At 43.4% G+C, this 21,244-nt stretch carries 23 protein-coding genes and 1 pseudogene; 17 read left to right on the top strand and 7 right to left on the bottom strand.

Going from position 1 to position 21,244, the window contains the following annotated elements; translation table 11 throughout:
• The 3 genes and pseudogenes from GDA45_05255 to GDA45_05265 form a co-directional block, all read left to right on the top strand.
• A partial coding sequence (locus GDA45_05255) for an IS3 family transposase (protein ID MBC6414272.1) occupies positions 1 to 612 on the top strand: 612 nt, incomplete at its 5' end.
• A pseudogene (locus GDA45_05260) lies at positions 599 to 679 on the top strand (transposase). The gene GDA45_05255 and the pseudogene GDA45_05260, both read left to right, overlap by 14 nt.
• A gap of 20 nt (positions 680 to 699) precedes the next feature.
• Positions 700 to 1,404 carry a hypothetical protein gene (locus GDA45_05265; protein MBC6414273.1) on the top strand — a complete coding sequence of 235 codons (705 nt, stop codon included), beginning with the start codon at positions 700 to 702 and terminating at the stop codon, positions 1,402 to 1,404.
• A 236-nt stretch (positions 1,405 to 1,640) separates the two neighbouring features.
• Here the strand turns inward: GDA45_05265 and GDA45_05270 are convergent, their stop codons facing one another.
• The 3 genes from GDA45_05270 to GDA45_05280 form a co-directional block, all read right to left on the bottom strand.
• A complete protein-coding gene (locus tag GDA45_05270) occupies positions 1,641 to 1,739 on the bottom strand; it encodes a transposase (protein ID MBC6414274.1) in 99 nt (32 codons plus the stop codon).
• Positions 1,740 to 1,984: 245 nt separating this feature from the next.
• Positions 1,985 to 2,977, bottom strand: coding sequence for a sulfotransferase (locus tag GDA45_05275; protein ID MBC6414275.1), 993 nt, complete (start codon positions 2,975 to 2,977; stop codon positions 1,985 to 1,987).
• Between the two features lie 290 nt (positions 2,978 to 3,267).
• Positions 3,268 to 4,275, bottom strand: coding sequence for a PD-(D/E)XK nuclease family protein (locus GDA45_05280; GenBank protein ID MBC6414276.1), 1,008 nt, complete (start codon positions 4,273 to 4,275; stop codon positions 3,268 to 3,270).
• A 478-nt stretch (positions 4,276 to 4,753) separates the two neighbouring features.
• Between GDA45_05280 and GDA45_05285 the strand changes: the two genes are divergently transcribed.
• From GDA45_05285 to GDA45_05330, 10 genes are all read left to right on the top strand, one after another.
• A complete protein-coding gene (locus tag GDA45_05285; GenBank protein MBC6414277.1) occupies positions 4,754 to 5,185 on the top strand; it encodes a DUF3429 domain-containing protein in 432 nt (143 codons plus the stop codon).
• A gap of 136 nt (positions 5,186 to 5,321) precedes the next feature.
• Positions 5,322 to 6,041: an SDR family NAD(P)-dependent oxidoreductase gene (locus tag GDA45_05290; GenBank protein MBC6414278.1), complete on the top strand. Its 720-nt coding sequence runs from the start codon at positions 5,322 to 5,324 to the stop codon at positions 6,039 to 6,041.
• A 107-nt stretch (positions 6,042 to 6,148) separates the two neighbouring features.
• Positions 6,149 to 7,576, top strand: a complete 1,428-nt coding sequence (locus tag GDA45_05295) for a deoxyribodipyrimidine photo-lyase (protein MBC6414279.1) — start codon at positions 6,149 to 6,151, stop codon at positions 7,574 to 7,576.
• 5 nt (positions 7,577 to 7,581) lie between these two features.
• On the top strand, positions 7,582 to 9,120 hold the full coding sequence (locus GDA45_05300; protein MBC6414280.1) for a cryptochrome/photolyase family protein: 1,539 nt from the start codon (positions 7,582 to 7,584) through the stop codon (positions 9,118 to 9,120).
• 223 nt (positions 9,121 to 9,343) lie between these two features.
• Complete coding sequence (locus tag GDA45_05305; GenBank protein MBC6414281.1) at positions 9,344 to 9,721, top strand: DUF393 domain-containing protein; 378 nt, start codon at positions 9,344 to 9,346, stop codon at positions 9,719 to 9,721.
• The gene (locus GDA45_05310) at positions 9,718 to 10,101 is read left to right on the top strand and encodes a DUF423 domain-containing protein (GenBank protein MBC6414282.1); all 384 of its coding nucleotides are present in this window, start codon (positions 9,718 to 9,720) and stop codon (positions 10,099 to 10,101) included. Before GDA45_05305 ends, GDA45_05310 begins: the two co-directional genes overlap by 4 nt.
• A 44-nt stretch (positions 10,102 to 10,145) precedes the next feature.
• The gene (locus tag GDA45_05315) at positions 10,146 to 10,517 is read left to right on the top strand and encodes a DUF2237 domain-containing protein (GenBank protein ID MBC6414283.1); all 372 of its coding nucleotides are present in this window, start codon (positions 10,146 to 10,148) and stop codon (positions 10,515 to 10,517) included.
• A 14-nt stretch (positions 10,518 to 10,531) separates the two neighbouring features.
• The gene (locus tag GDA45_05320; GenBank protein ID MBC6414284.1) at positions 10,532 to 10,855 is read left to right on the top strand and encodes a VOC family protein; all 324 of its coding nucleotides are present in this window, start codon (positions 10,532 to 10,534) and stop codon (positions 10,853 to 10,855) included.
• A 14-nt stretch (positions 10,856 to 10,869) separates the two neighbouring features.
• Positions 10,870 to 11,484, top strand: coding sequence for a heme-binding protein (locus tag GDA45_05325; protein ID MBC6414285.1), 615 nt, complete (start codon positions 10,870 to 10,872; stop codon positions 11,482 to 11,484).
• Between the two features lie 224 nt (positions 11,485 to 11,708).
• Entirely contained in the window at positions 11,709 to 12,779 is a 1,071-nt protein-coding gene (locus GDA45_05330; GenBank protein ID MBC6414286.1) for a DNA adenine methylase, read from the top strand.
• Positions 12,780 to 12,866: 87 nt separating this feature from the next.
• Here the strand turns inward: GDA45_05330 and GDA45_05335 are convergent, their stop codons facing one another.
• From GDA45_05335 to GDA45_05345, 3 genes are read right to left on the bottom strand one after another with little or no spacing between them, the layout of a single operon-like run.
• Positions 12,867 to 13,670: a metal ABC transporter permease gene (locus GDA45_05335; protein ID MBC6414287.1), complete on the bottom strand. Its 804-nt coding sequence runs from the start codon at positions 13,668 to 13,670 to the stop codon at positions 12,867 to 12,869.
• Positions 13,671 to 13,678: 8 nt separating this feature from the next.
• On the bottom strand, positions 13,679 to 14,392 hold the full coding sequence (locus tag GDA45_05340; protein MBC6414288.1) for a metal ABC transporter ATP-binding protein: 714 nt from the start codon (positions 14,390 to 14,392) through the stop codon (positions 13,679 to 13,681).
• Position 14,393: 1 nt separating this feature from the next.
• Positions 14,394 to 14,858, bottom strand: a complete 465-nt coding sequence (locus tag GDA45_05345) for a transcriptional repressor (protein ID MBC6414289.1) — start codon at positions 14,856 to 14,858, stop codon at positions 14,394 to 14,396.
• Positions 14,859 to 14,992: 134 nt separating this feature from the next.
• On the opposite strand from GDA45_05345, the gene GDA45_05350 reads away from it, so the two are divergent.
• A complete protein-coding gene (locus GDA45_05350; GenBank protein ID MBC6414290.1) occupies positions 14,993 to 16,021 on the top strand; it encodes a zinc ABC transporter substrate-binding protein in 1,029 nt (342 codons plus the stop codon).
• Between the two features lie 146 nt (positions 16,022 to 16,167).
• Positions 16,168 to 17,211 carry a tRNA epoxyqueuosine(34) reductase QueG gene (gene queG / locus GDA45_05355; protein MBC6414291.1) on the top strand — a complete coding sequence of 348 codons (1,044 nt, stop codon included), beginning with the start codon at positions 16,168 to 16,170 and terminating at the stop codon, positions 17,209 to 17,211.
• 12 nt (positions 17,212 to 17,223) lie between these two features.
• Here queG and pgi read toward each other — a convergent pair whose 3' ends face one another.
• Positions 17,224 to 18,825, bottom strand: a complete 1,602-nt coding sequence (pgi, locus tag GDA45_05360; GenBank protein ID MBC6414292.1) for a glucose-6-phosphate isomerase — start codon at positions 18,823 to 18,825, stop codon at positions 17,224 to 17,226.
• Between the two features lie 152 nt (positions 18,826 to 18,977).
• Between pgi and GDA45_05365 the strand changes: the two genes are divergently transcribed.
• Positions 18,978 to 20,276 (top strand): MFS transporter, encoded by a 1,299-nt coding sequence (locus GDA45_05365; protein MBC6414293.1) that lies wholly within the window; start codon positions 18,978 to 18,980, stop codon positions 20,274 to 20,276.
• A 20-nt stretch (positions 20,277 to 20,296) separates the two neighbouring features.
• Positions 20,297 to 21,169, top strand: coding sequence for a complex I NDUFA9 subunit family protein (locus tag GDA45_05370; protein MBC6414294.1), 873 nt, complete (start codon positions 20,297 to 20,299; stop codon positions 21,167 to 21,169).
• Positions 21,170 to 21,244: the final 75 nt, after the last annotated feature.

The following is a 21,244-nucleotide window of genomic DNA, read 5'->3' on the forward strand; positions in this document are numbered from 1 at the left end:
GTCAAAAGCAGTGATGATGTATTAAGACAACGCCTGCGCAGTCTTGCAGGTTGCCATCCACGCTATGGTTATTTACTACTCCATAGCTTGCTAAAGAGAGAAGGATTAGTGGTCAACAAGAAACGAACTTACCGTATTTATGTAGAGGAAAAGCTACAAGTATGCAGGAGACAGCGTAAGAAATTATATCGCCCGAAGCAGCCGCTGACAATTCCCGACAAGGAAAATCAACGCTGGTCAATGGACTTTGTTAGCGATCAATTTGGTGATAGTCGCCGCTTCAGGATACTCAATGTTATAGATGATTACAGCCGCGAACTGATTGGTCAACTAGTTGGTGTCTCCATTGGTGGTCGCCAAGTGGCTCGCTTCTTAGATCAACTTATCGCCAACAGAGAACGACCTGAGAAAATCGTCTGTGACAACGGACCTGAGTTTACGAGTAAAGCTCTGTTTTTCTGGTCGCAGGATAGCGGAGTAAAACTCCATTTTATTCAACCCGGCAAGCCCACCCAAAATGCGTTTATTGAAAGCCTTAATGGTAAGTTTAGAGATAGTTGCCTGAACCTGCACTGGTTTCGCAGTCTCAAGGAAGCGTGCCAACCACTATAACTATGAGCGACCGCACAGTTCCCTTAACTACCTAACGCCTATAGCGTTTGTGGAGAAAATGGCTTAAGATGAAATCTCATCCATGCTATGGACCTGAAAAAGGGGAAAGGTCATATTAATAATAGATATGATGAATTATTCAATTATCTTTTGCAAATAGATAGTTCTAGGTATTCATCTTGGAAAAGGGCTTATGATAAAAATAAAATAGAACATAATACAAGAAGTTCTTCTAGAATAGCGCGTTATGTACATGTTCCTGGCCAATACCAGGGTCGCTTCCAAAAATTGCAAGTAATAGGAAATAAAAATAGAGGGAAGGATGTGAGTATTCTAGCCAACACAGGTCTATTAAAAGATTTAAGAAGCAAACTTGAAGATAATAAAATCTCGCTGAAATTTATTTTCATTATTCGTAATTTATACGATACCACTGCTACCAATTCTTTAAAGAGGCAACGCCGCAATAAGTTGCCTGGTATTGATGTTTCTATCAGAGCCATGGCGAGAATATGCAGTGAGAACCAAAAAATCCTTGAACAGATAGATTCTAATGATGTGCTTATCTGCAAAAGCGAAGATCTGATTGCGAATCCTAAACTACAAATTACCAGACTGTGTGACTTTCTAAAGGTTTCTGCTTCGGCTGATTATATCAATGCATGCGCTTCGTGCGTTATTAGTAAACCAACTAATAGTAGATTTCAATTGGATTGGTCTGGCGAGCATAAACAAAAAATTAATTCGTTGATTAAAAAATATGATTTTCTCTCCAGCTATGATGATTCATGATATTCAGAGATATTGCCCCTTTCCCAAGTATATTTAAATTACAACCTAAATTCATATAGACTTTTTAATAAGTTCCATAAATCCGGTGCAAGTGTATAGATCAATATTAAATTTTCCTTTCTAAATTACTAGGTTTAGAAGGGGTGCGGAATGGAAAGAAAGGTTAGATGCCGACGATGAACCAATGAACTATGATGACCTTCCCCCTTTTTTAGGTCCACCTTCAAAGAGAGTTTTCATGCTAATTTCTCCGCAAATACACTAGGCGGTTGATAGCCTAGCGCACTGTGCGGTCGAACTTCATTATAATCTTTTCGCCAACTCTCAATGGTCATCCTAGCATCTGCTAATGAACGAAACCAATACTTGTACGATGCCAAGACAGGTATATTTAGATTCGGCTGATCTACTGTAAGCTAAACGCTTGGGCACATGCAATGCCTGGAAAGTCAGATGCTAAGTTCTTTCAGAGAAGGCTGACCTATGCAATCGCACCGAATTTGTGGAACTTATTAAAAAGTCTATACGAATTGAGATTTTAATTTAAATATACTTGGGGAAGGGGCAATATCTCTGAATATCATGAATAATCATAGCCGTAGAGAAAATCATATTTTTTGATCAACGAATTAATTTTTTGTTTATGCTCGCCAGACCAATCCAATTCCAATCTCTCATTAGTTGGTTTATTAAAAACGCACGAAGCGCATGCATTGATATAATCAGCCGAAGCGGAAACCTTGAGAAAGTCGCACAGTCTGGTAATTTGTAGTTTAGGATTCGCAATCAGATCTTCGTTTTTGCAGATAAGCACATCATTAGAATCTATCTGTTTGAGGATTTTTTGGTTATCACTGCATACTATCTCCATGGCTTCGATAATATCATTAATACTAGACAACTTAGCGCGGTGTTCCCTCTTTTCTTTAACGCGGTATTTTATATAAATAGTAGCAATAGTATCGTATAAATTACGAACAGCGAAAATAAATTTCAGCGAGATTTTATTATCTTCAAGTTGGCTTCTTAAATCTTTTAATAGGTCTGTGTTGGCTAGAATACTCACATCCTTCCTTCTATTTTTATTTCCTATTACTTGCAATTTGTGGAAATGCCCTTGGTATTGGTTAGGAACATGCATATAGCGCTTTATTCTAGAGGGACTTCTTGCATCATGTTTTATTTTATTTGTATCAAAAGCAAGTTTCCAATCTTGATACCTAGAGCTATCTATTTGCAAAAGATAATTGAATAATTCATCATATCTATTATTAATATCCACGAAGGAATTTAATCTAGCTTCGTCTGCCATGACAATATTAGGATGTGCAGTTAAGAGATGGCCGATAATTGACGAACCTCCGCTGTAAAAACCAATGGAAAATACCATTGTTCTTACATCCTTTGTTCTTACATCCTTTACAGGACACTCTTTTGGGTTGTACATATGGTTGATCAGTGAATGTAACTTATCAATTACTTTTTTATGTATATTTTGTATCTGATGATCGGCATATTTAATACAACTCAAACTAACTCTAGTCCGACTTAGCCCCTGTTTTGAACCTGTCATCTATTTTACAGAACCTCGTTTTCAGTATCAAATCCATCTTCGTATTTAATAGCTCATTGGTTCATCGTCGGCATCTAACTTTTCTCTCCATTCGGCACCTCTTCTAAACCTAGTAATCTAGAAAGGAAAATTTAATATAAATGGAAAGCTAAGCATATTTGAGCAGACATTCCATCGGCGGTGTGCGAAATATGCCGATATTGAAATATCTGAGGACGATGCGTATGAAGGTACTAGAAATTGAGGACAGAAAACTGAAGAGCAGAACTTATGCAATTTAGTTTGCCGTCTCAAAAATTTTCTCTTTCTTTTGTTTTGGCTGCCGCTTCGGCAATGCTTCCGCAGGTGAGCAACAGATCAATAAAACACCATGTCCTTGCGCTGCGCACAATAGGAGAATAATGCTTTTGAGGGTCGTTCGTTGGAGTCCGGTGTGTTGGCTTTATTGCTTCTCCTAGTGTATATAAATAGAGAGGGTCTCCTGTATAACTATGCTTAGGAACAGGCAAATGTGGGTAATAGTTTTCAATGATGGTGTATGCTTCCACATGGTGGATAGACTGCAGTGCGCCACGATAACGGAAAGCAATGTAATTCGGAGGTTCAACTGGCCAGCCTTTTCTATTGCCACCCACAGGATGGGAGTATTTACCGAACTCCTCTAATATATTAATGGAAGTATATTTCCCGGCTATCTTTGTTGTACCCAATGAAACCACATAAACTTCATTAGAATTTTGATTTTGCATAGTGGTAACTCTCCCAAAATATGTGCACAGCTGCTTAAGCAACCTTTTCTCTTCATGAGATGCTACATTCAGGCTATCACGAGCTACCTGTTGAACACTTTTCCATGAAATAGCCTTTACTGCAATATTCTTAACTGATGTGGGGACATGTTGAGATAGCCATTGCTCATTACGGTCGGATTCCGCCAATACAACCAACATTTTCTGTGCCTTCCCATCACTGCTGCCGTGTAAACGATCGGCATACTTCTCTAACTGCCTAGTGCTGGGGACGGTAAAACCACGCTTGGCTTCTATAATGATATGGTATTTGTTGTGATCGCGTAGTTCAATATCAGTGATGCCTTTCCCTGAAGCGTGTTCCTGCAGGTTTATACGCATCTCATCAGAAAAGCCATCCGCTATGCCAAGCAACACAGCTAAAGATTGACAAAAACCATTGCATTTAGCTAATGCCCAGCCGAGACTATAAGTCATCGCATTTTCATTGCTACCCATCAGTTCGAAAACCGTTTCCACCTTTCGCTCATGTACCATTAGCTGTCTCACCAGGTTTACTCCTCCCAGGCTCTTGTTGTTGTAGTGATGCCATTAACTTTTTCTTTTATCATAACTAATAGCCACAAAATTCTATCATATAGAAAACATGCCATAGCACACCCTTCCTTAGTATCAAGCTGATTTATACTCTCCAGAAGTAACAAACTGTATACTCAAATCTACAAATCATAACTAGTGCTTTAAGATTAACTGCTATTTGATCGTTTAACTTTACTGGTGCGGAACAAAGCAGTGCGTTTAGGTAATATCCCTATAGAACAGTCTGTTGTAGGAAAAAATTTCTATCAGTATTTGCTAGACTAATGAGCCCTTTTCACAATTTTCGCTGATGGCTTCCGTGTTAATATATAAAAACAGAGATTTTGATGATGTCTTCAAAGATAAGATTGTTCGACCACCATTGACTCTCGTCATCTTGCTATATAGTATTGAGAAGCAAGCCAAGTTTAAGATAGGTCTATAAAACATGCAGAGACTTTATCCTTATCTCACTTATGCAGGTGCCTTACCGTTCGTTATATGTGCGGCTTGTTTTAGCTATGGCATCACAACTGTTCCCTGGCTGGGTGAAACAAAACAGATTTTAGCTATATACTCGCTTGTTATAATCTCTTTTATGGCGGGCAGTCACTGGGGGCAACACCTATACCTGGGCGACAAGTGGAAATTTTCTTTACCGCTACTGAGCAATACAGTTGCTATCAAGGTGTGGATAGCATTCCTGATACTGCCTTTTGCAGCATTACTTGTGAGCTTCATTATTGTATTCTTGGCCTTATTGGCTATTGATAAAAAGCTGTTTGAACACCAGCTGATTACCGCTCAGTACTTTCGCACGAGATGCTGGGTAACTGCGATTGTTATTTTAATGTTGGTTATTTCAGGGATTACCGCATGACAAGCATAGCAATTATTAGCGCTGGTTCGTTGGCTTCGGCTTTAGTCAATCTTTTACAGGGCTATGCCGACATCACTACTTTTGCAAAAGCACACTGGGTCGGCAGCAGACACAAAGAGCCTATTTGGTGAATAGTATGATTAAAAATATTGCAGTCATAGGATGTTCGGGTGCTATCGGAAATGCTTTTGCAAAACATCTATCCGTTGCGCACCCGCAGGCAGTCATTCACGCATTCTCTCGCCATAAGCCGAAAAATGTTTTACCTAAGGTGATTTACCACACGATGAATTATCATAGCGAGGCCTCTATAGCCGAGTCGGCATCAGTTGCCGCAAAAGAAAACCTGCTTGATATGGTAATTGTTGCCACCGGTATTCTGCACGATGACACATTGATGCCCGAAAAATCACTAAAGGAATTATCGGCAGATAAATTTCAGCGCTTATTCACTATTAATACCATTATCCCTGCTTTGCTCGCCAAGCATTTTCTGCCTAAACTAAATAAAACGAGCTACTCTATATTTGCTGCGCTGTCTGCACGCATTGGTAGCATATCCGACAATCGGCTGGGCGGTTGGTATGCCTATCGTGCCTCCAAAGCGGCACTCAATATGGTTATTAAAAATGCTGCTATTGAAATCGCCAGATCTAATAAGCAGGCTATCATTGTAGGGTTGCATCCTGGGACAGTCGACAGTAACCTATCCAAGCCTTTTCAAAGGAGTGTGCCCGACGGGCAGTTGTTTAGTTCCGAGTATTCGGTGCAGAAAATGTTGGCAGTTTTAGCAACGCTCACACCACAACAAAGCGGCAAGTGCTTTGCTTGGGACGGCAAGGAGATTGAACCTTAAATGCAAGTATTCTGGTTGAAACACAATGAGCAAATATAACATTGGACAACCGACTACCGATTGTCAATGAAAAAAACAACCGATAACATAGAAATAATGCTTGCTCTATGAACAAGGATATTGCCATTCACTGGTTTAGGCAGGACTTACGCACCGCAGATAATCCGGCATTGACTCTCGCAACAAAGCATAGCTATGTGCTACCTATCTATATCCTTGATGATGACAACGCAGGTGCGTATGCCATGGGCAGTGCAAGCCGTTGGTGGTTGCACCACTCGCTTGCATCACTCAATCGTTCTTTGAATAACATGTTGTCGCTTTATCAGGGACAGCCTGCAGCTATTCTTCAAGAGATTGTCGCTCGCTTTGATGTGAAGCACATTTACTGGAATAGATGTTATGAGCCATGGTGTATAACGCGCGATAAAAAAATAAAAGATGACTTACAAGCTGCAGGCATAGAGGTTAAAAGCACTAATGGTGCGTTGCTCTGGGAACCGTGGACTATCAAAAAAGAGGATGGCACACCGTACCGAGTATTTACACCGTTTTATCGTAAAGGATGTTTGCAAGCCGAGCAACCACGCAGACCGCTCGTGCCACCTGAAAATGTAAAATATCTTCGTGATGACGAGAGTGCCTCTAGTCTAGACCAACTGAAACTATTACCTGATATACGCTGGGATAAAAAGTTTGAAGCACATTGGCAGATCGGTGAACAGGGTGCGCAGACGCGTTTTCAACAGTTCATCAACGAAGGCCTTTTTCAATATAAAGGGGGGCGAGATTTTCCTGCCCAACCTTATACTTCGCGGTTATCGCCACACCTTCATTTTGGTGAAATATCACCGAACCAACTCTGGTATACGGTGCGAGGTATAGATGATGGTGTACATATTGATCATTTCTGTAGCGAGTTAGGCTGGCGCGAGTTTTCTTATAGTCAGCTTTATCATAACCCAGACTTGCCGACGAAGAATCTGCAATCAAAATTTGACTCCTTCCCGTGGGTTACAAACTCGGCGCTTTTGACGGCATGGCAAAAAGGGCAAACTGGGGTGCCAATGGTTGACGCCGGTATGCGCGAACTTTGGCAAACTGGTTATATGCATAATCGTGTGCGAATGATTGTCGGTTCCTTTTTAGTGAAAAATCTGCTTCTACATTGGCACCACGGGGAGCGATGGTTTTGGGACACACTCGTTGATGCTGATCTTGCCAACAACAGTGCCAGTTGGCAGTGGGTCGCAGGTTGTGGTGCCGATGCCGCACCTTATTTCAGAATTTTCAATCCGATTACTCAAGGGGAAAAATTCGACCCCGAAGGGGTTTATATAAGAAGATTTATACCAGAGATAGCACCACTACCGAACAAATATCTATTCAGTCCGTGGCAAGCATCCACTGCTATTCTGCAAGCTGCAGGTATTGAGCTGGGCGCTACCTATCCCAACCCTGTCGTTGATTTGAAGCAGTCTCGGGAGATGGCACTGGCAGCTTTTCAATCGTTAAAACCAGTTATTAAAAAGTAGGAGACATGAGCACACTAAGACTTATATTAGGAGATCAACTGTCCCAATCTATCTCAAGTCTTGACGGAGCCAATAGCAGTACAGACATCATCCTGATGTGTGAAGTTTGGGATGAAGTCACTTATGTTAAACATCATAAAAAGAAAATTGCTTTTCTATTTTCGGCTATGCGTCATTTTGCAGAACATCTAACACAGCTAGGATACCAAGTGGAATATACAACACTGGATGACCCGAATAATGCTGGTTCATTTAGAGGTGAAGTAAAGCGTGCATTAGAAAAACATGCGATTGAGCGTATCGTTATCACCCAGCCGGGTGAATATCGCGTGTTGACGGATATCAAGAGTTGGGAGATTGATTTCAAAATTGCAGTCGAGATTAGACCGGATTATCGGTTTTTATGCACACCCGAAGAGTTTAGCGAGTGGGCTGGGAGTCGCAAACAGCTACGGATGGAATATTTTTATCGTGAGATGCGCAAGAAATACTCCATTCTAATGGACGGCGATGAACCCATAGGTGGACAATGGAATTATGACGCAGAGAACAGAAAAACGCCCCCAGCAAAATTGAATGTGCCAGAGCCTTACATAAATGATACGGATGATATTACCCGTGATGTGATAGATCTGGTCGCAAAGCGTTGCGCCGACCACTTCGGGAGCTTAGCGCCATTCTCTTTGGCAGTGACACGAGAGCAGGCATTGCATGCGCTACAGCTGTTTATTGAACAACGGCTTAGCCATTTCGGCGATTATCAGGATGCGATGGTTGAGGGTGAACCGTGGATGTATCACTCGCACATTAGCTGCTACCTCAACTGCGGCTTACTGTTGCCACTTGAATGTGTAAAAGCTGCCGAACAGGCATATCATCGCAACCAAGCACCGCTCAATAGTGTCGAGGGATTCATTCGCCAAATCATCGGCTGGCGCGAATATATACGCGGTGTTTATTGGCTTAAAATGCCGCAATATGCAGAACAAAACTTCTTCGGTGCAACGCGCAATCTGCCTGATTTTTACTGGACAGCGAACACCAAGATGAACTGCTTACGACAGTGTGTGTCGGAAACTAAAGAAAACGCTTATGCCCACCATATCCAGCGGCTGATGGTGCTGGGTAATTTCGCGCTTTTAGCAGGCATCAGTCCACAGCAGGTCAATGAGTGGTTTTTGATTGTTTATGCCGACGCTTATCAGTGGGTTGAATTACCCAATGTGTCGGGAATGATATTATTCGCCGATGGCGGTTATTTAGCTAGCAAACCTTATGCAGCCGGCGGCAGTTATATCAACAAGATGTCAAATTATTGTAAACACTGTCGCTATAAGGTCACCCAGAAAAACGGTGCCGATGCTTGCCCGTTTAATTATCTCTATTGGAATTTCATGGCACATAACAGAGATAAACTGCAATCCAATCATCGTATGGCTATGATGTATAAAACTTACGATCGCATGAGCGAGGAAAAACAAAAATCCATTTGTGATGACAGCACTCAATTTTTCAGCTATATCGACAATGGCATACCTGTATAATCGCTATATGTTTGCATCATTGATACAGCGTTCACCTTGCCTCGCTTAGTGAGACATCCGGAAACCAGCATGGATAAAAAAATGGATGTAAAAAAGCATAGGCATTAGAAAATATGCCCAGTTTTCTACGCCCATTCGGTTGGGGTAAAAAGTGAGAAAAAGTATCGGATAAGGTAAACTATTGTTGCCAACGACGCGGAAACCACCAAGCAAGAGAGACGACATGATAACAGTGTTCTACGACGGGAAATGTAGTGTATGCGCAAAGGAGATCGCCTATTACCGCAAAATTGCCGCAGATGGAATTTTTGATTGGCAAGACATCACACAATGCGCCGATGATTTGAAAGAGGAAGGTGTTAGCCTTGCCGAAGGGCTGAAACTGCTACACGCTAGGGATGCCGATGGCACGCTGTGCGTGGGGGTGGATGCCTTTATCTTGATTTGGCGACAACTAAAAAGGTGGCGGTTGCTAGCTACCTTTGTATCTCTCCCTGTTATCTATAAACTTGCCGATATTGCATACAAAGCATTTGCCGAGCGGCGCTTTAAGAGACTCACGCACTGCCAACTGGCAGCTAAAAATGACCACCAGCTATGATACTAATCGTGGGGGCAGTATTCGGTTTTATCTCCGTTGCCTTCGGAGCGTTTGCCGAACATCAGCTTCGTGAGAGTGTAAGCGAAGAGAGCTTCCGTTTTTTGATGACAGCAATACGCTATAATCAGGTATACGCAGTGTTGATTAGTGCGATTGGTATAGCATTGCTAAGCAGTGATAGGCTTGACCACATGCCGCTGCTTAAATCGAGTGGTCTAATATTTATTATTGGTACAGCCTTGTTTAGCTTTAGTATTTACTTGTCGGTGTCTCTAAAAATCCCCGACTTGGTGTACATAACCCCAATCGGAGGTGTGACTATCATGGCCGCATGGCTGCTGCTCATCGCAGCAGGATGGTTAGAATGGAAGCGGCAATGAGATATGTATGATTATCATTATGAATCGTTTGCGGAGGAATAGTTATGGCAGAGCAGAAAGCTAGAAATATTTTAGGCACTGACCTGCAATCTTGTTGCACTGAACCAATGACCGGATTCCTTAGAGATGGGTATTGCAAAACCAGTAACATAGATAGAGGAACGCATGTGGTCTGTGCTGTCATGACCGATGAGTTTCTCGAATTTACTAAATCTAGAGGCAACGATCTAAGCACACCGCGTCCGCAGTACGAATTTCCGGGATTAAAAGCCGGTGATCGTTGGTGTCTATGTGCGTTGCGTTGGAAAGAGGCCTATGATGCCGGTGTAGCCCCACCTCTGAAGCCCGAAGCAACCCATGAGAAAGCACTTGAGCTTATCGCCAAGCAGGCATTAAAAGAGTATTATATTCAATAGCGATAGATAAGCAGATGCAGCGCAAACTAGACACTATTCATCACACCGCTATTCAGGTTCAGGACATAGCAAAAGCGGTATCTTTCTATACCAAACATTTTGCCTGCGAGATTGAATACCAGGATGAAAGTTGGGCTATGCTAAAGTTTGCCAATGCGTCGCTGGCACTGATTCTACCGAAGCAGCATCCCTACCACTTTGCGATCGTTGCCGACGATCTAAGCTCTTACGGTCAAGCTGTGCTACATCGCGATGGCACGCGCTCTGTTTATATTCAAGATGAAGACGGAAATTATACGGAAATAATTAAACTAGCGGATGATGAAACAACACAATGAAGAGGAAATCGATTATGATTGCTGCGGTTATCGGAATTATTGTTATCAGTGGGGCATTAGTGGGACCAGTCGTGAGTAATGTTGAAAAACCAAACTATGAAGTGGTTGCTAGCGAACAGGATATAGAGATTAGGCGTTATCAACCGATGATTATTGCAGAGGTGGAGGTTGAAGGTCAACGCAGAGCAGCTATTAGCGATGGTTTTCGCCTACTTGCCGACTATATCTTCGGCAACAACACAGTGCAGCAAGATATTGCTATGACGGCACCAGTGCAACAACAAACAAACCAGAAAATTGCCATGACGGCACCCGTTGAGCAACAGTCAATCGGCAAATCATGGCGGGTGAGTTTTATCATGCCCTCGGCATACAGCATGGATTCATTACCGAAACCGAATGATGCACGCGTGCGTTTGACAGAAATTCCAGCTAAGAAATTCGTCGTCATTAAATTTTCAGGCATGGGTTCAGATGGAAATATAGCCAAACATGAAAAGCAGCTGATGGACTATATAGAAGCCAACCAAATCAAGACTATCGGCGCACCCAAGTATGCCTTCTACAACCCGCCGTGGACTTTGCCTTTCATGCGCCGTAATGAAGTAATGGTTGAAATTAATGAGTAGCTCTTAGTGGCGCTCAGCTGGTCAAACCTTTCTGATATTCCTCCAACTAATGGATATATAATGTTTGGTCTCTTTCAAAGCCGCGCAAAGAAGCCATTAAAAAAACCGGAGCTTGTCTCAGACTTAAACAATCCAATTGAAATAAATTTCACCTACACACATAAATTGCAGGGCGAGAAAAATTATACAGTCTCTTGTTTTGTCATGTTATTGCATAACTAAAAATGAACTACATAGGCAGTAAGTTATCGTTATTGCAATTTTTAGAAGACTCTATAAAGGAAGTGGTTGGTAAAAAATGCAATACTTTTTGCGATCTGTTTGCCGGCAGTGGCGTCGTAGGAAGCCACTTTAAGCGCAATGGATACCGGGTTATCGCAAACGATATTCAGTACTACAGCTATGTCTTAAACAGACATTATATTGGCACGCATAAGCCGCTAGAATTTGCCTCATTGGTTGAACAGCTCACCGAACTAAAGCACACTGCAACTGCGCAAAGAAAAGACTTTGTTTGTGATTATCTTTCCAACTTAGCCGGTGTAGAAGGTTTTATTTATGAAAATTATTGTTTAGGTGGAAGCAAGGCTAAAAAGCATCCGCGGCTATACTTCTCCGATGAAAACGGAATGCGTTGCGACGCCATCCGACAAAAAATTGAATACTGGAAAACACAGCATTTCATTTCCGACGATGAGTATTACTTTTTGATTGCTTCTTTGATTGAGTCTATTGATAGATATGCAAACACCGCTTCGGTGTATGGTGCTTTTCTAAAAAAGCTGAAAAAGACCGCACAACAGAGGTTAGTTTTAAGACCAGCAGAACCGATTATAAACGACCAAGTACATAAAGTTTTTAACGAGGACATCAACGAAGTGGTGGCGAAAGTGCAAGGTGATATTCTATATCTAGATCCACCTTACAACCATCGTCAGTATGCAACGAATTACCATCTTTTAGAGACTATCGCCAAATATGATGACCCAAAAATTCACGGCAAAACCGGATTGCGCAATTACGACAAACAAAAATCTCTTTATTGCTCACGAGATAGGAGCAAAAGTGCTTTTAAGGATTTAATACTGAAAGCAAAAGCACAATACATCTTTTTAAGCTATAACAACGAAGGATTAATGACGCTAGACGATATCAAGGAAATAATGTCTTTGCGCGGCGAATACGGTTACTTTAAGAAAGCGTACAATCGCTTCAAAGCCGATAAACCAGAGAATAGAAATTACTCAGCAAATAAAACAGTGGAATATTTACATTATGTGATTTGTCGCGACTAAACCGAAGCTCAACCCCTAAGATAATCCCTATTGCTTTGTAAAATCCTCATCCACGAAAACCCTCTAAACTCAAGGGATATCCATTCGTTATGCAGACGATTTTCTTAGCAGATAACCCGATAGCGGAAATAGCACGACAAACAGTATTGCCGCAGCTGCCACTATAGAGGGACTAGAGGGCGTATCAAACACAACGGAGCCGTAGATTCCACCGACCACCGCAATGATGCCCAACAAAGCTGCGGTTGCAGCCATCGCTTCCGGCGAGTGCACCAGCTGCCTGGCAGTTGCTGCTGGAATAATCAGCATAGAGGTAATTAATAGGATACCGACGATGCGTATTGAGACCGCAACCACTATGGTCATCAATAACATTAATAATAGATTCATAAAAAACACTCGCACATTCTCGGCAATCGCTAGATCTTCGTCGATAGTCATCAACACGAGTGACGACCAATTCAATAACAACAAAACCAGAACAACTGCACCGCCGCCGTATATCCACCAGAGTTCTTCCACTGTCACGGTAAGGATATCTCCGAACAAATAGGCATGTAAGTCAACGCGTTGTTCAAGTAAGGCTATGGCGATTATCCCTACTGAGAGTGCCGCGTGCGAAAGGATGCCGAGCAATGTGTCGGTTGCCAACACCTTTTTTTGTTGCAACGACAGCAACAGCAAAGCAAATGTAAAACAAACCACGATGGTGGTTAGATTGGTAGCAATACCGACGGTCAATCCTAGGGCGATGCCCAACAAAGCACTATGCGCTAAAGAGTCGCCGAAATACGCCATCCGTCGCCAAACTACGAAGCAGCCTATAATGCCGGCAACGATAGCGATGCCGATACCAGCAGCTAAGGCGCGCACTATAAACGGTTCAGACATGAATCCCGTTATGCATGGGTATGTTGATGGCTATGTTGATATACCGCAACCATTTTCGCCATATCGTTGCCAAATAAGGAGATAAACTCTGGGTCTTTAGTCACCGCTTGTGGTTCTCCTGAGCAGCAGATATGATGAAAAAGACACACAACCTGCTTTGTTGACGCCATCACCAAATGCAAATCGTGCGACACCATCAGAATACTCAACGAACGAGTTGCATAAATTGTTTCCAAAAGTTTATAAAAAGCCAGTTGACCAGAAATGTCCATGTTTTGTGCTGGCTCATCCAATATCAATAAATCGGGGTCGTTAAGCAAACTACGAGCTAGTAAAACACGCTGTAATTCACCACCGGATAACACCGACAAAGACCTTCGGATGAGTCGTTTGGTGCCGGTCTCCTCTAATATATTTTTGAGTTCTAAAGCATCTACCTTCTTTCGCAAACGCAAAAAGCGCTCAACGGTGATAGGCATACTGCGGTGAAAACCAAGGTGCTGTGGCATATAGCCGATACGCAAATTTTTACGCCGTATTACACTACCAGTATTGGGTTGATAAAATCCCAAAAGACACTTGAGCAACATAGATTTACCAGCACCGTTAGGTCCTATCACGGTAATGAAGTCGTGCTCGCCTATGCGAATAGATATATCTTTGAGTATCTGTTCCTTTAGGCGGACAACGCTAATATCTTTGGCTTCTATTAGCGAGGGCATGTTACTTACGCATTGCACAGGTAGTGCATATGCCTTTAATTTCCAGTGTCGTGTTTTGCGGATTAAATTTATTTTTATTTGCAGCCCTCGCAATCGTACCTCTTAGTGCTTTATCGCAACACTCATTGACTTTCAGGCATTTGCTACAAATTAAGAAAAAACATTCATGTTGTTCACGCGGATGAGAGCATCCCACATAAGCATGCAAACTACTCAACTTATGAATGATGCCATTTTCAATTAGAAAATCGAGCGTGCGATAAACCGTCGGTGGTTCAGCGGAATAGTCACTGTCACCTAACTGAGCTAAAATGTCGTATGCTTTGATGGGCTTATGGCTTGTCCATATTATTTCTAACACCCTACGCCTTAAATCGGTAAAACGCAATCCGCGGTCTCGGCAAATTGATTGCGCCTCAGCTATGGCACGGTTGATGCAATTTTTGTGGGCACGGCATTCATTCATTCCTGGCTTCCATTACTGGTTAATAATGTTATACTATAACATATTTATTCCTGTCGGTGTGTATAGTGAAACATTATCGTGAAACTATAGCTGCGTGAATAGACATACTATACTTTTAATCAATCGGAGGTGTCATGAACAAAAAATATTTACTACTTATTATCTTACTGTTATCGTTGTCCACGACCGCAATGGCAACGGCAACCAACGCCATAGTGGCGACGATTAAGCCGTTGCACTCACTGGTCCAGGGTGTGCTTGGAGATACTGGAGAGGCGTATATGCTAGTAACCGACAGTGTGTCTCCTCACGATTTTCAATTAAAGCCTTCACAACTGAAACACATGCAACAAGCACATATCATCTTCTATATAGATGATAGCATTGAATCATTCCTGCCATCGGCATTTGAGGTTTTACCCGATAATGTGCGCACGATATCAGTAGCGCAAAAATCAGGGATAACACTACTCCCCTATCGCAAAGACGCAGCCCCGGATATGCATCACGATGAGAGTCATCACGACGAAGACCATCATGATGAGAGCCATCACGACGAAGATCATCACGATGAGGGCCATCACGATGAAGACCATCACGACGAAGACCCTCACGAACACACAGGGCACCACCATCACCACCACAGTAGCCCTTACGATATGCATGTATGGTTAGATCCGGCAAATGCTAGCAAAATTGTCGCATTAATTGCTGATGAACTGAGTGCAGCATATCCCGACCAGCAAGCGATTTATCGGACCAACGCGCAGAATATGACCAACAAGATAAACAACTTAGATGCAGAACTAGATACTTATCTGCAACCGATACGCAATAAACCTTTTATCACATTCCACGATGCCTATCAGTATTTTGAACAGGCATACGGATTAAGCTATGCCGGTTCGATCACGATTGATCCGACTCTAGCGCCTTCACCTAACCGCATTCGCGCAATACAGCAAAGGCTACGGGAGGCTGGTGCTATTTGTATTTTTAAGGAACCGCAATTCTCCGACCGACTGATAGCAACGGTGAGCGAAGGTTTTGATATCAAAGTAGGCGAACTTGATCCACTCGGAGTAGGCGTACCTGCCGGTGAAGATGCATACTTTAAGTTACTTGATAATTTGGCACGCAATCTACGAGAGTGTTTAGAATAAAACATTAGCGTCGCAATAATAAGTCGCGTGCTAAGGTAGCGTACGCGCCTAGCCTTAAGCAAATCATTACGATGTTTACCTTGATGGCTATATGTGCTTCTCATTATAGTTTGGTCTGCCACAAAGCTACTCTAAAATAATGAACTATGGAGATGGACACACTCGCCGATAAAATCAAGCAATGGGCAATAGAACTCGGTTTTAACGATGTTGGTTTCGCTAATACTGAATTGCACGATTATGAACTCAGACTACTCGATTGGCTAGGCAACGATATGCATGGCGAGATGCATTTTATGGAAAAGCATGGCAAAAAGCGTAGCAGACCAGAAAAACTGGTTAAGGGTACAGTCAGCATCATATCGGTACGCATGAATTATCTTGATAAGGACGCCGAAGATGCAAACGCTATTTTAGAGCAACCAGAGAAGGCTTATATCTCGCGTTATGCTTTAGGGCGCGACTATCACAAATTGATCCGCAAAAAGTTACAATGCCTAGCCGATAGAATCACCCAAACCATCGGCCCTTTCACTTATCGGGCATTCAGTGACAGTGCGCCGGTGCTAGAAAAACCACTGGCCGAACAAGCCGGACTAGGCTGGATAGGCAAGCATACACTGTTGCTCAATCGCACCGCTGGGTCGTGGTTTTTCTTAGGTGAATTGTATACCGACTTGGCACTGCCACAGTCTACTCCGGTGGCTGATCACTGCGGTAGCTGTACGCGTTGTATAGATATATGCCCAACGCAAGCAATCGTTGCACCCTATAAGCTCGATGCCAGACGATGCATCGCATATTTAACGATAGAGTTTAAGGGTTCCATCCCTTTGGCGTTGCGGCCGTTGGTGGGTAATCGTATATTCGGCTGCGATGATTGCCAACTGGTTTGTCCATGGAATCGTTATGCTGGCTATGCCATTGAGGAAAAATTTCGCACCCAGCATAATTTGGATGCGATTGACTTGGTTGAATTATTTGCTTGGAGTGAGCAAGAGTTCCATCACAAACTAGCAGGTACTGCTATCAAGCGTAGCGGCTATGAGTGCTGGCTTAGAAACATTGCCGTGGCACTAGGCAACGCACCACCTAGCGAACAGGTGATACAGGCGTTAAAGTCTCGCCTGCATTATCCTTCCGAGATAGTGCGCGAACATGTGCAGTGGGCAATTGCGCAGCACGCCTGATAGCAAGCAAAGTCAGTCACCTTGTCGGCGCCACACCATATATTTGTCTATCAATCCGCGCGTCGACGAATCCAGTGTCGCGAGCATATCGCTTTCATCCTCACACTTGTTGTTTTTCAAGTAATCAAAAAACCTATCGGCTAATTGTTTGCCCCGCTCTACACCCCACTGATCAAAAGAATTTATGCCCCAGATCAAACCTTCGCAGAAAACCTTGTGCTCGTATAAAGCGATGAGTGATCCTAGAGTATGCGCGGTGAGCTTACGCAACATAATCGTATTGCTAGGCCGGTCGCCTGGGTGTATGCGCTCGGGGGCGGCGTCTTGCATACCCTGCATGAGTGCGAGAGATTGTGCGAAGCAATTTGCCTGCGGCCAAGTGTTGCTAGCGATTTTATAATCAGTGCTGCCAATGTCGGCAGTAACAATAAAATCAGTCGGAATCATCTGCGATCCTTGGTGTAGTAATTGATAATAAGCATGCTGTCCATTGAGTGCATTGCCACCCCATATCACCGGCGCGGTATCACCATCAACCTGCCTACCGTATCTATCTACTTGCTTACCGTTGCTTTCCATTTCTACTTGCTGAAAATAATTGGCAAACAATTCCAACCTAGTGTCGTAGCACAAAATGGCATGACTGTGGGCACGATAGAAATTGTTATACCATACACTCAGCAATGCCAAAATAACCGGCATATTATCTTTCGGTGCAGCAGTTTGAAAATGGCAATCCATTTGATAAGCACCCGCTAATAATTCTTCGAACACCTCAATACCTAAATCCACTGCCAGCGGCAGACCTGCTGCCGAACATAAAGAATAGCGACCCCCGATAGTTTGCGGTATTGCTAAACAATACTCTGCGGCAATGCCGAACTCAGCGGCTTCGGCATGATTGGCGGTCACGGCAATCATCTGATGTTGCGCATTGTCACCAAGCCAAGCTCGGGCATAGCGCGCATTCATCAAAGTTTCCTTTGTTTTGAACTTCTTAGATACAACAATAAAACAAGTATGCGCAGGATCTAGTTCAGCCAACAAAGACTCCAGCTCTCCGCAGCCCGCAGTAGAAACAAAATGCATCCTAGAAGGTGTTCGCTTGTACGACTTCAGTGCACGGCAAGCCATTGCTGGCGCCAAATGTGAGCCCCCTATTCCTAGACTCACTACATCAGTAATCGTTGCACCACAGACACTGTGAGGACTAACGCCGGACAACTCCCGGCACACAGTCCGCATCTGTTGTCTAGTCGCAAGTATCTTAGCAGCTAAGTCTTTGCCGTTTGATCTGGTGGATAACTGGTAAGGGCGGCGTAAAATCGTGTGCAAAACCGCTTGATTTTCACTCACATTGATTGCATCACCGCTGAATAGTCGTTCTCGCCAATCGGCAAAATCCGATAATTGCAGCAATTCTATCAACAGTTCTAGAGTTCCTTCGTTAAATTTATTTTTTGAATAATCCAAAAATAAGTCGTTGACTTCTAGCGAATATCTATCAAACCGTTGCGCATCTTGGGTGAATAAGTCGCACAGCCGCACGGCTTGCGTTTGCGCATAGTGCTTGTTGAGTCTTTTAAGGATTGCTTGTTTATCAGGATTTTCCACTGGATTTTTTTATATCACTCAATAATACGGCTATTATACAGCGAACACCTACGGCTGTATGCACTATCACGCATAGTCCTCCTCGAGTGATACGATATAGTAGAATAATAAAATGCTACTAAAAATCTAGAAAAAAACCGTTTAGTTAACTGATGATAAAAACATACCAGCACGGCATCGCCTCTAATAATGTGCAGTTTGTGCATTTACTGCTACAGGTGTTTTTTGTTGGTTTAGCATGGGGGGTGATGCGCACTGTTGTTCCAGTGCTAGCCGAAACCGAATTCGGCATGCCGGAAGACGCCTTTACACTACTCTCGTCTTTTGTCATCACTTTCGGCTGTGTCAAAGGGACATTAAATTTTGTCGCCGGACGGCTCTCTGAGAAGTTGGGTCGTAGATATATTCTGATAGCTGGCTGGCTAACTGCAATACCAGTGCCGTGGATGATTTTTTATGCCCCCAACTGGAATTGGATTATTGTTTCAGCGATATTACTTGGCATCAACCAGGGATTATGCTGGTCAATGACGCAAACCGCTAAGATAGACATCGCTCATCTCAACGAGAGAGGGCTTGCCATAGGTCTAAACGAGTTCGCCGGCTATCTCGGAGTTGCAGCCTCTGGAGTCATTATTGGTTATATGTCGGAGATTCTGCCACCACGCGAGGCATTGCTATTGTTCGGTATCGTGGTTATTCTAGCGGCGCTGTTGTTTGCCTGGATTTGTGTGCAAGAAACTCTGCCGTGGATGCACGCCGAAGCCCGCAACCGACAACAACAAAATAATATCCAACAGTACAGCTACCGCGTTCATTCCATTCCAAACACGCCGACTACTTGGCAGGTTTTTGCTTGGGTCAGTTGGCACGATCGTAGAATGGCAGCTTTTAGTCAAGCGGGACTGGTAGAAAAATTCGTTGACACACTGATCTGGGTGTTTTATCCGGTCTATCTATACGAAAAGGGTGTGAGCCTCTTTCATATCGGCATCATCGTCGGTATATACGGTGCTGTCTGGGGAGTCTTGCAAACCTTAACCGGCAAGCTATCCGACCATATCGGCAGGATGAAGCCGATAGTTTTGGGAATGTGGATTTGCGCCATCGGCATAGCCATTAAGTTATACAGCGATGATGTGCTGTGGTGGTGTATTAGTTCGGCGATCACTGGTGCAGGCATGGCGCTGCTATACCCTAATCTCAGTGCTGCTGTCAGCGACATTAGCCATCCAAATTGGCGCGGTTCGGCAATTGGGGTTTATCGTTTTTGGCGCGATCTAGGATATGGAGTAGGCGCATTGATTTTAGGTCTCACCGCCGATATACACGGCGAAATTACTGGCAGTTTTGGCATAGTTATTATCGCTATGTTTTTATCCGGCTTACTGGTATGCTATTGGGGGCAAGAAACCTTACCTAAGTTAAGGAAATCGTTGCCCGGGCGATAGCAGATGGTGGAGAGATTGATATGCACATAGCAATAGTAGGCGGTAGCGGCTTTGTCGGAAATGTGCTAGCTGATATGCTGTTGGGCAGAGGCCACGAGGTTACTATCTTGAGCCGCAATCCGACTCCTCGGCAGTTGCATCCAGGCGCCCAGCTGCGAGTATACGAGCCGCATAATTTTTCTGAGCTATTATTAAAAGACTGCACGGGTGTGATCAATCTCGTAGGGATATTAAACAAACGCATGTTACACTCAGACGATTTTGATGCCGCACATGTCGTATTAGTCAAACATATTATCCGTTCGTGCCAAGCTGCAGGCATACGCCGCTATCTACATATGAGTGCCCTGCACGCGAACGCCGAAGGACCTAGCGAGTACCTAAAGACAAAATATGCCGGTGAAGCTGCAGCGTTGCAAGCAGAGAATCTGGATGTTACGAGCTTTCGGCCGTCGGTCATATTCGGTCCTAGAGATAGTTTTCTAAATCGCTTTGCCCGACTGATGAAATTATTAATCATCCCAATATTCCCATTAGCCTGCGCCAATACTCGCTTTGCACCGGTTTATGTGAACGACTTAGCAGAGCGGATTGTCAATAGCATAGACGATACACAAACCATCGGGCAGTGTATTAATCTCTGCGGTCCCAAACAATACACGCTTGAGCAAATAGTGAGTTATGTCGGACAACTTCTTGGTAAAAATATGCGAGTAATCTCTCTACCAGACGGTATAGCACAGCTGCAAGGTCGCGTGCTTGATTTTGTGCCGGGCAAACCCTTTAGCTACGATAACTATTTATCCTTGCAGGTAGACAGCGTCTGTGCACAGAGCGATTCTTTATGCGCTACCTCTATGGAGGACATTGCTCCCCAGTATATTAAATCGTAAATCCATAGCCTGTCGTTAGCCGATATAGATTAGAATAATGGACTAAAATAATGTATGGCTTTCGTTGAGAATCGT

Source organism: Chromatiales bacterium, from assembly GCA_014323925.1.
Taxonomy (GTDB): Bacteria; Pseudomonadota; Gammaproteobacteria; order Poriferisulfidales; family Oxydemutatoraceae; genus SP5GCR1.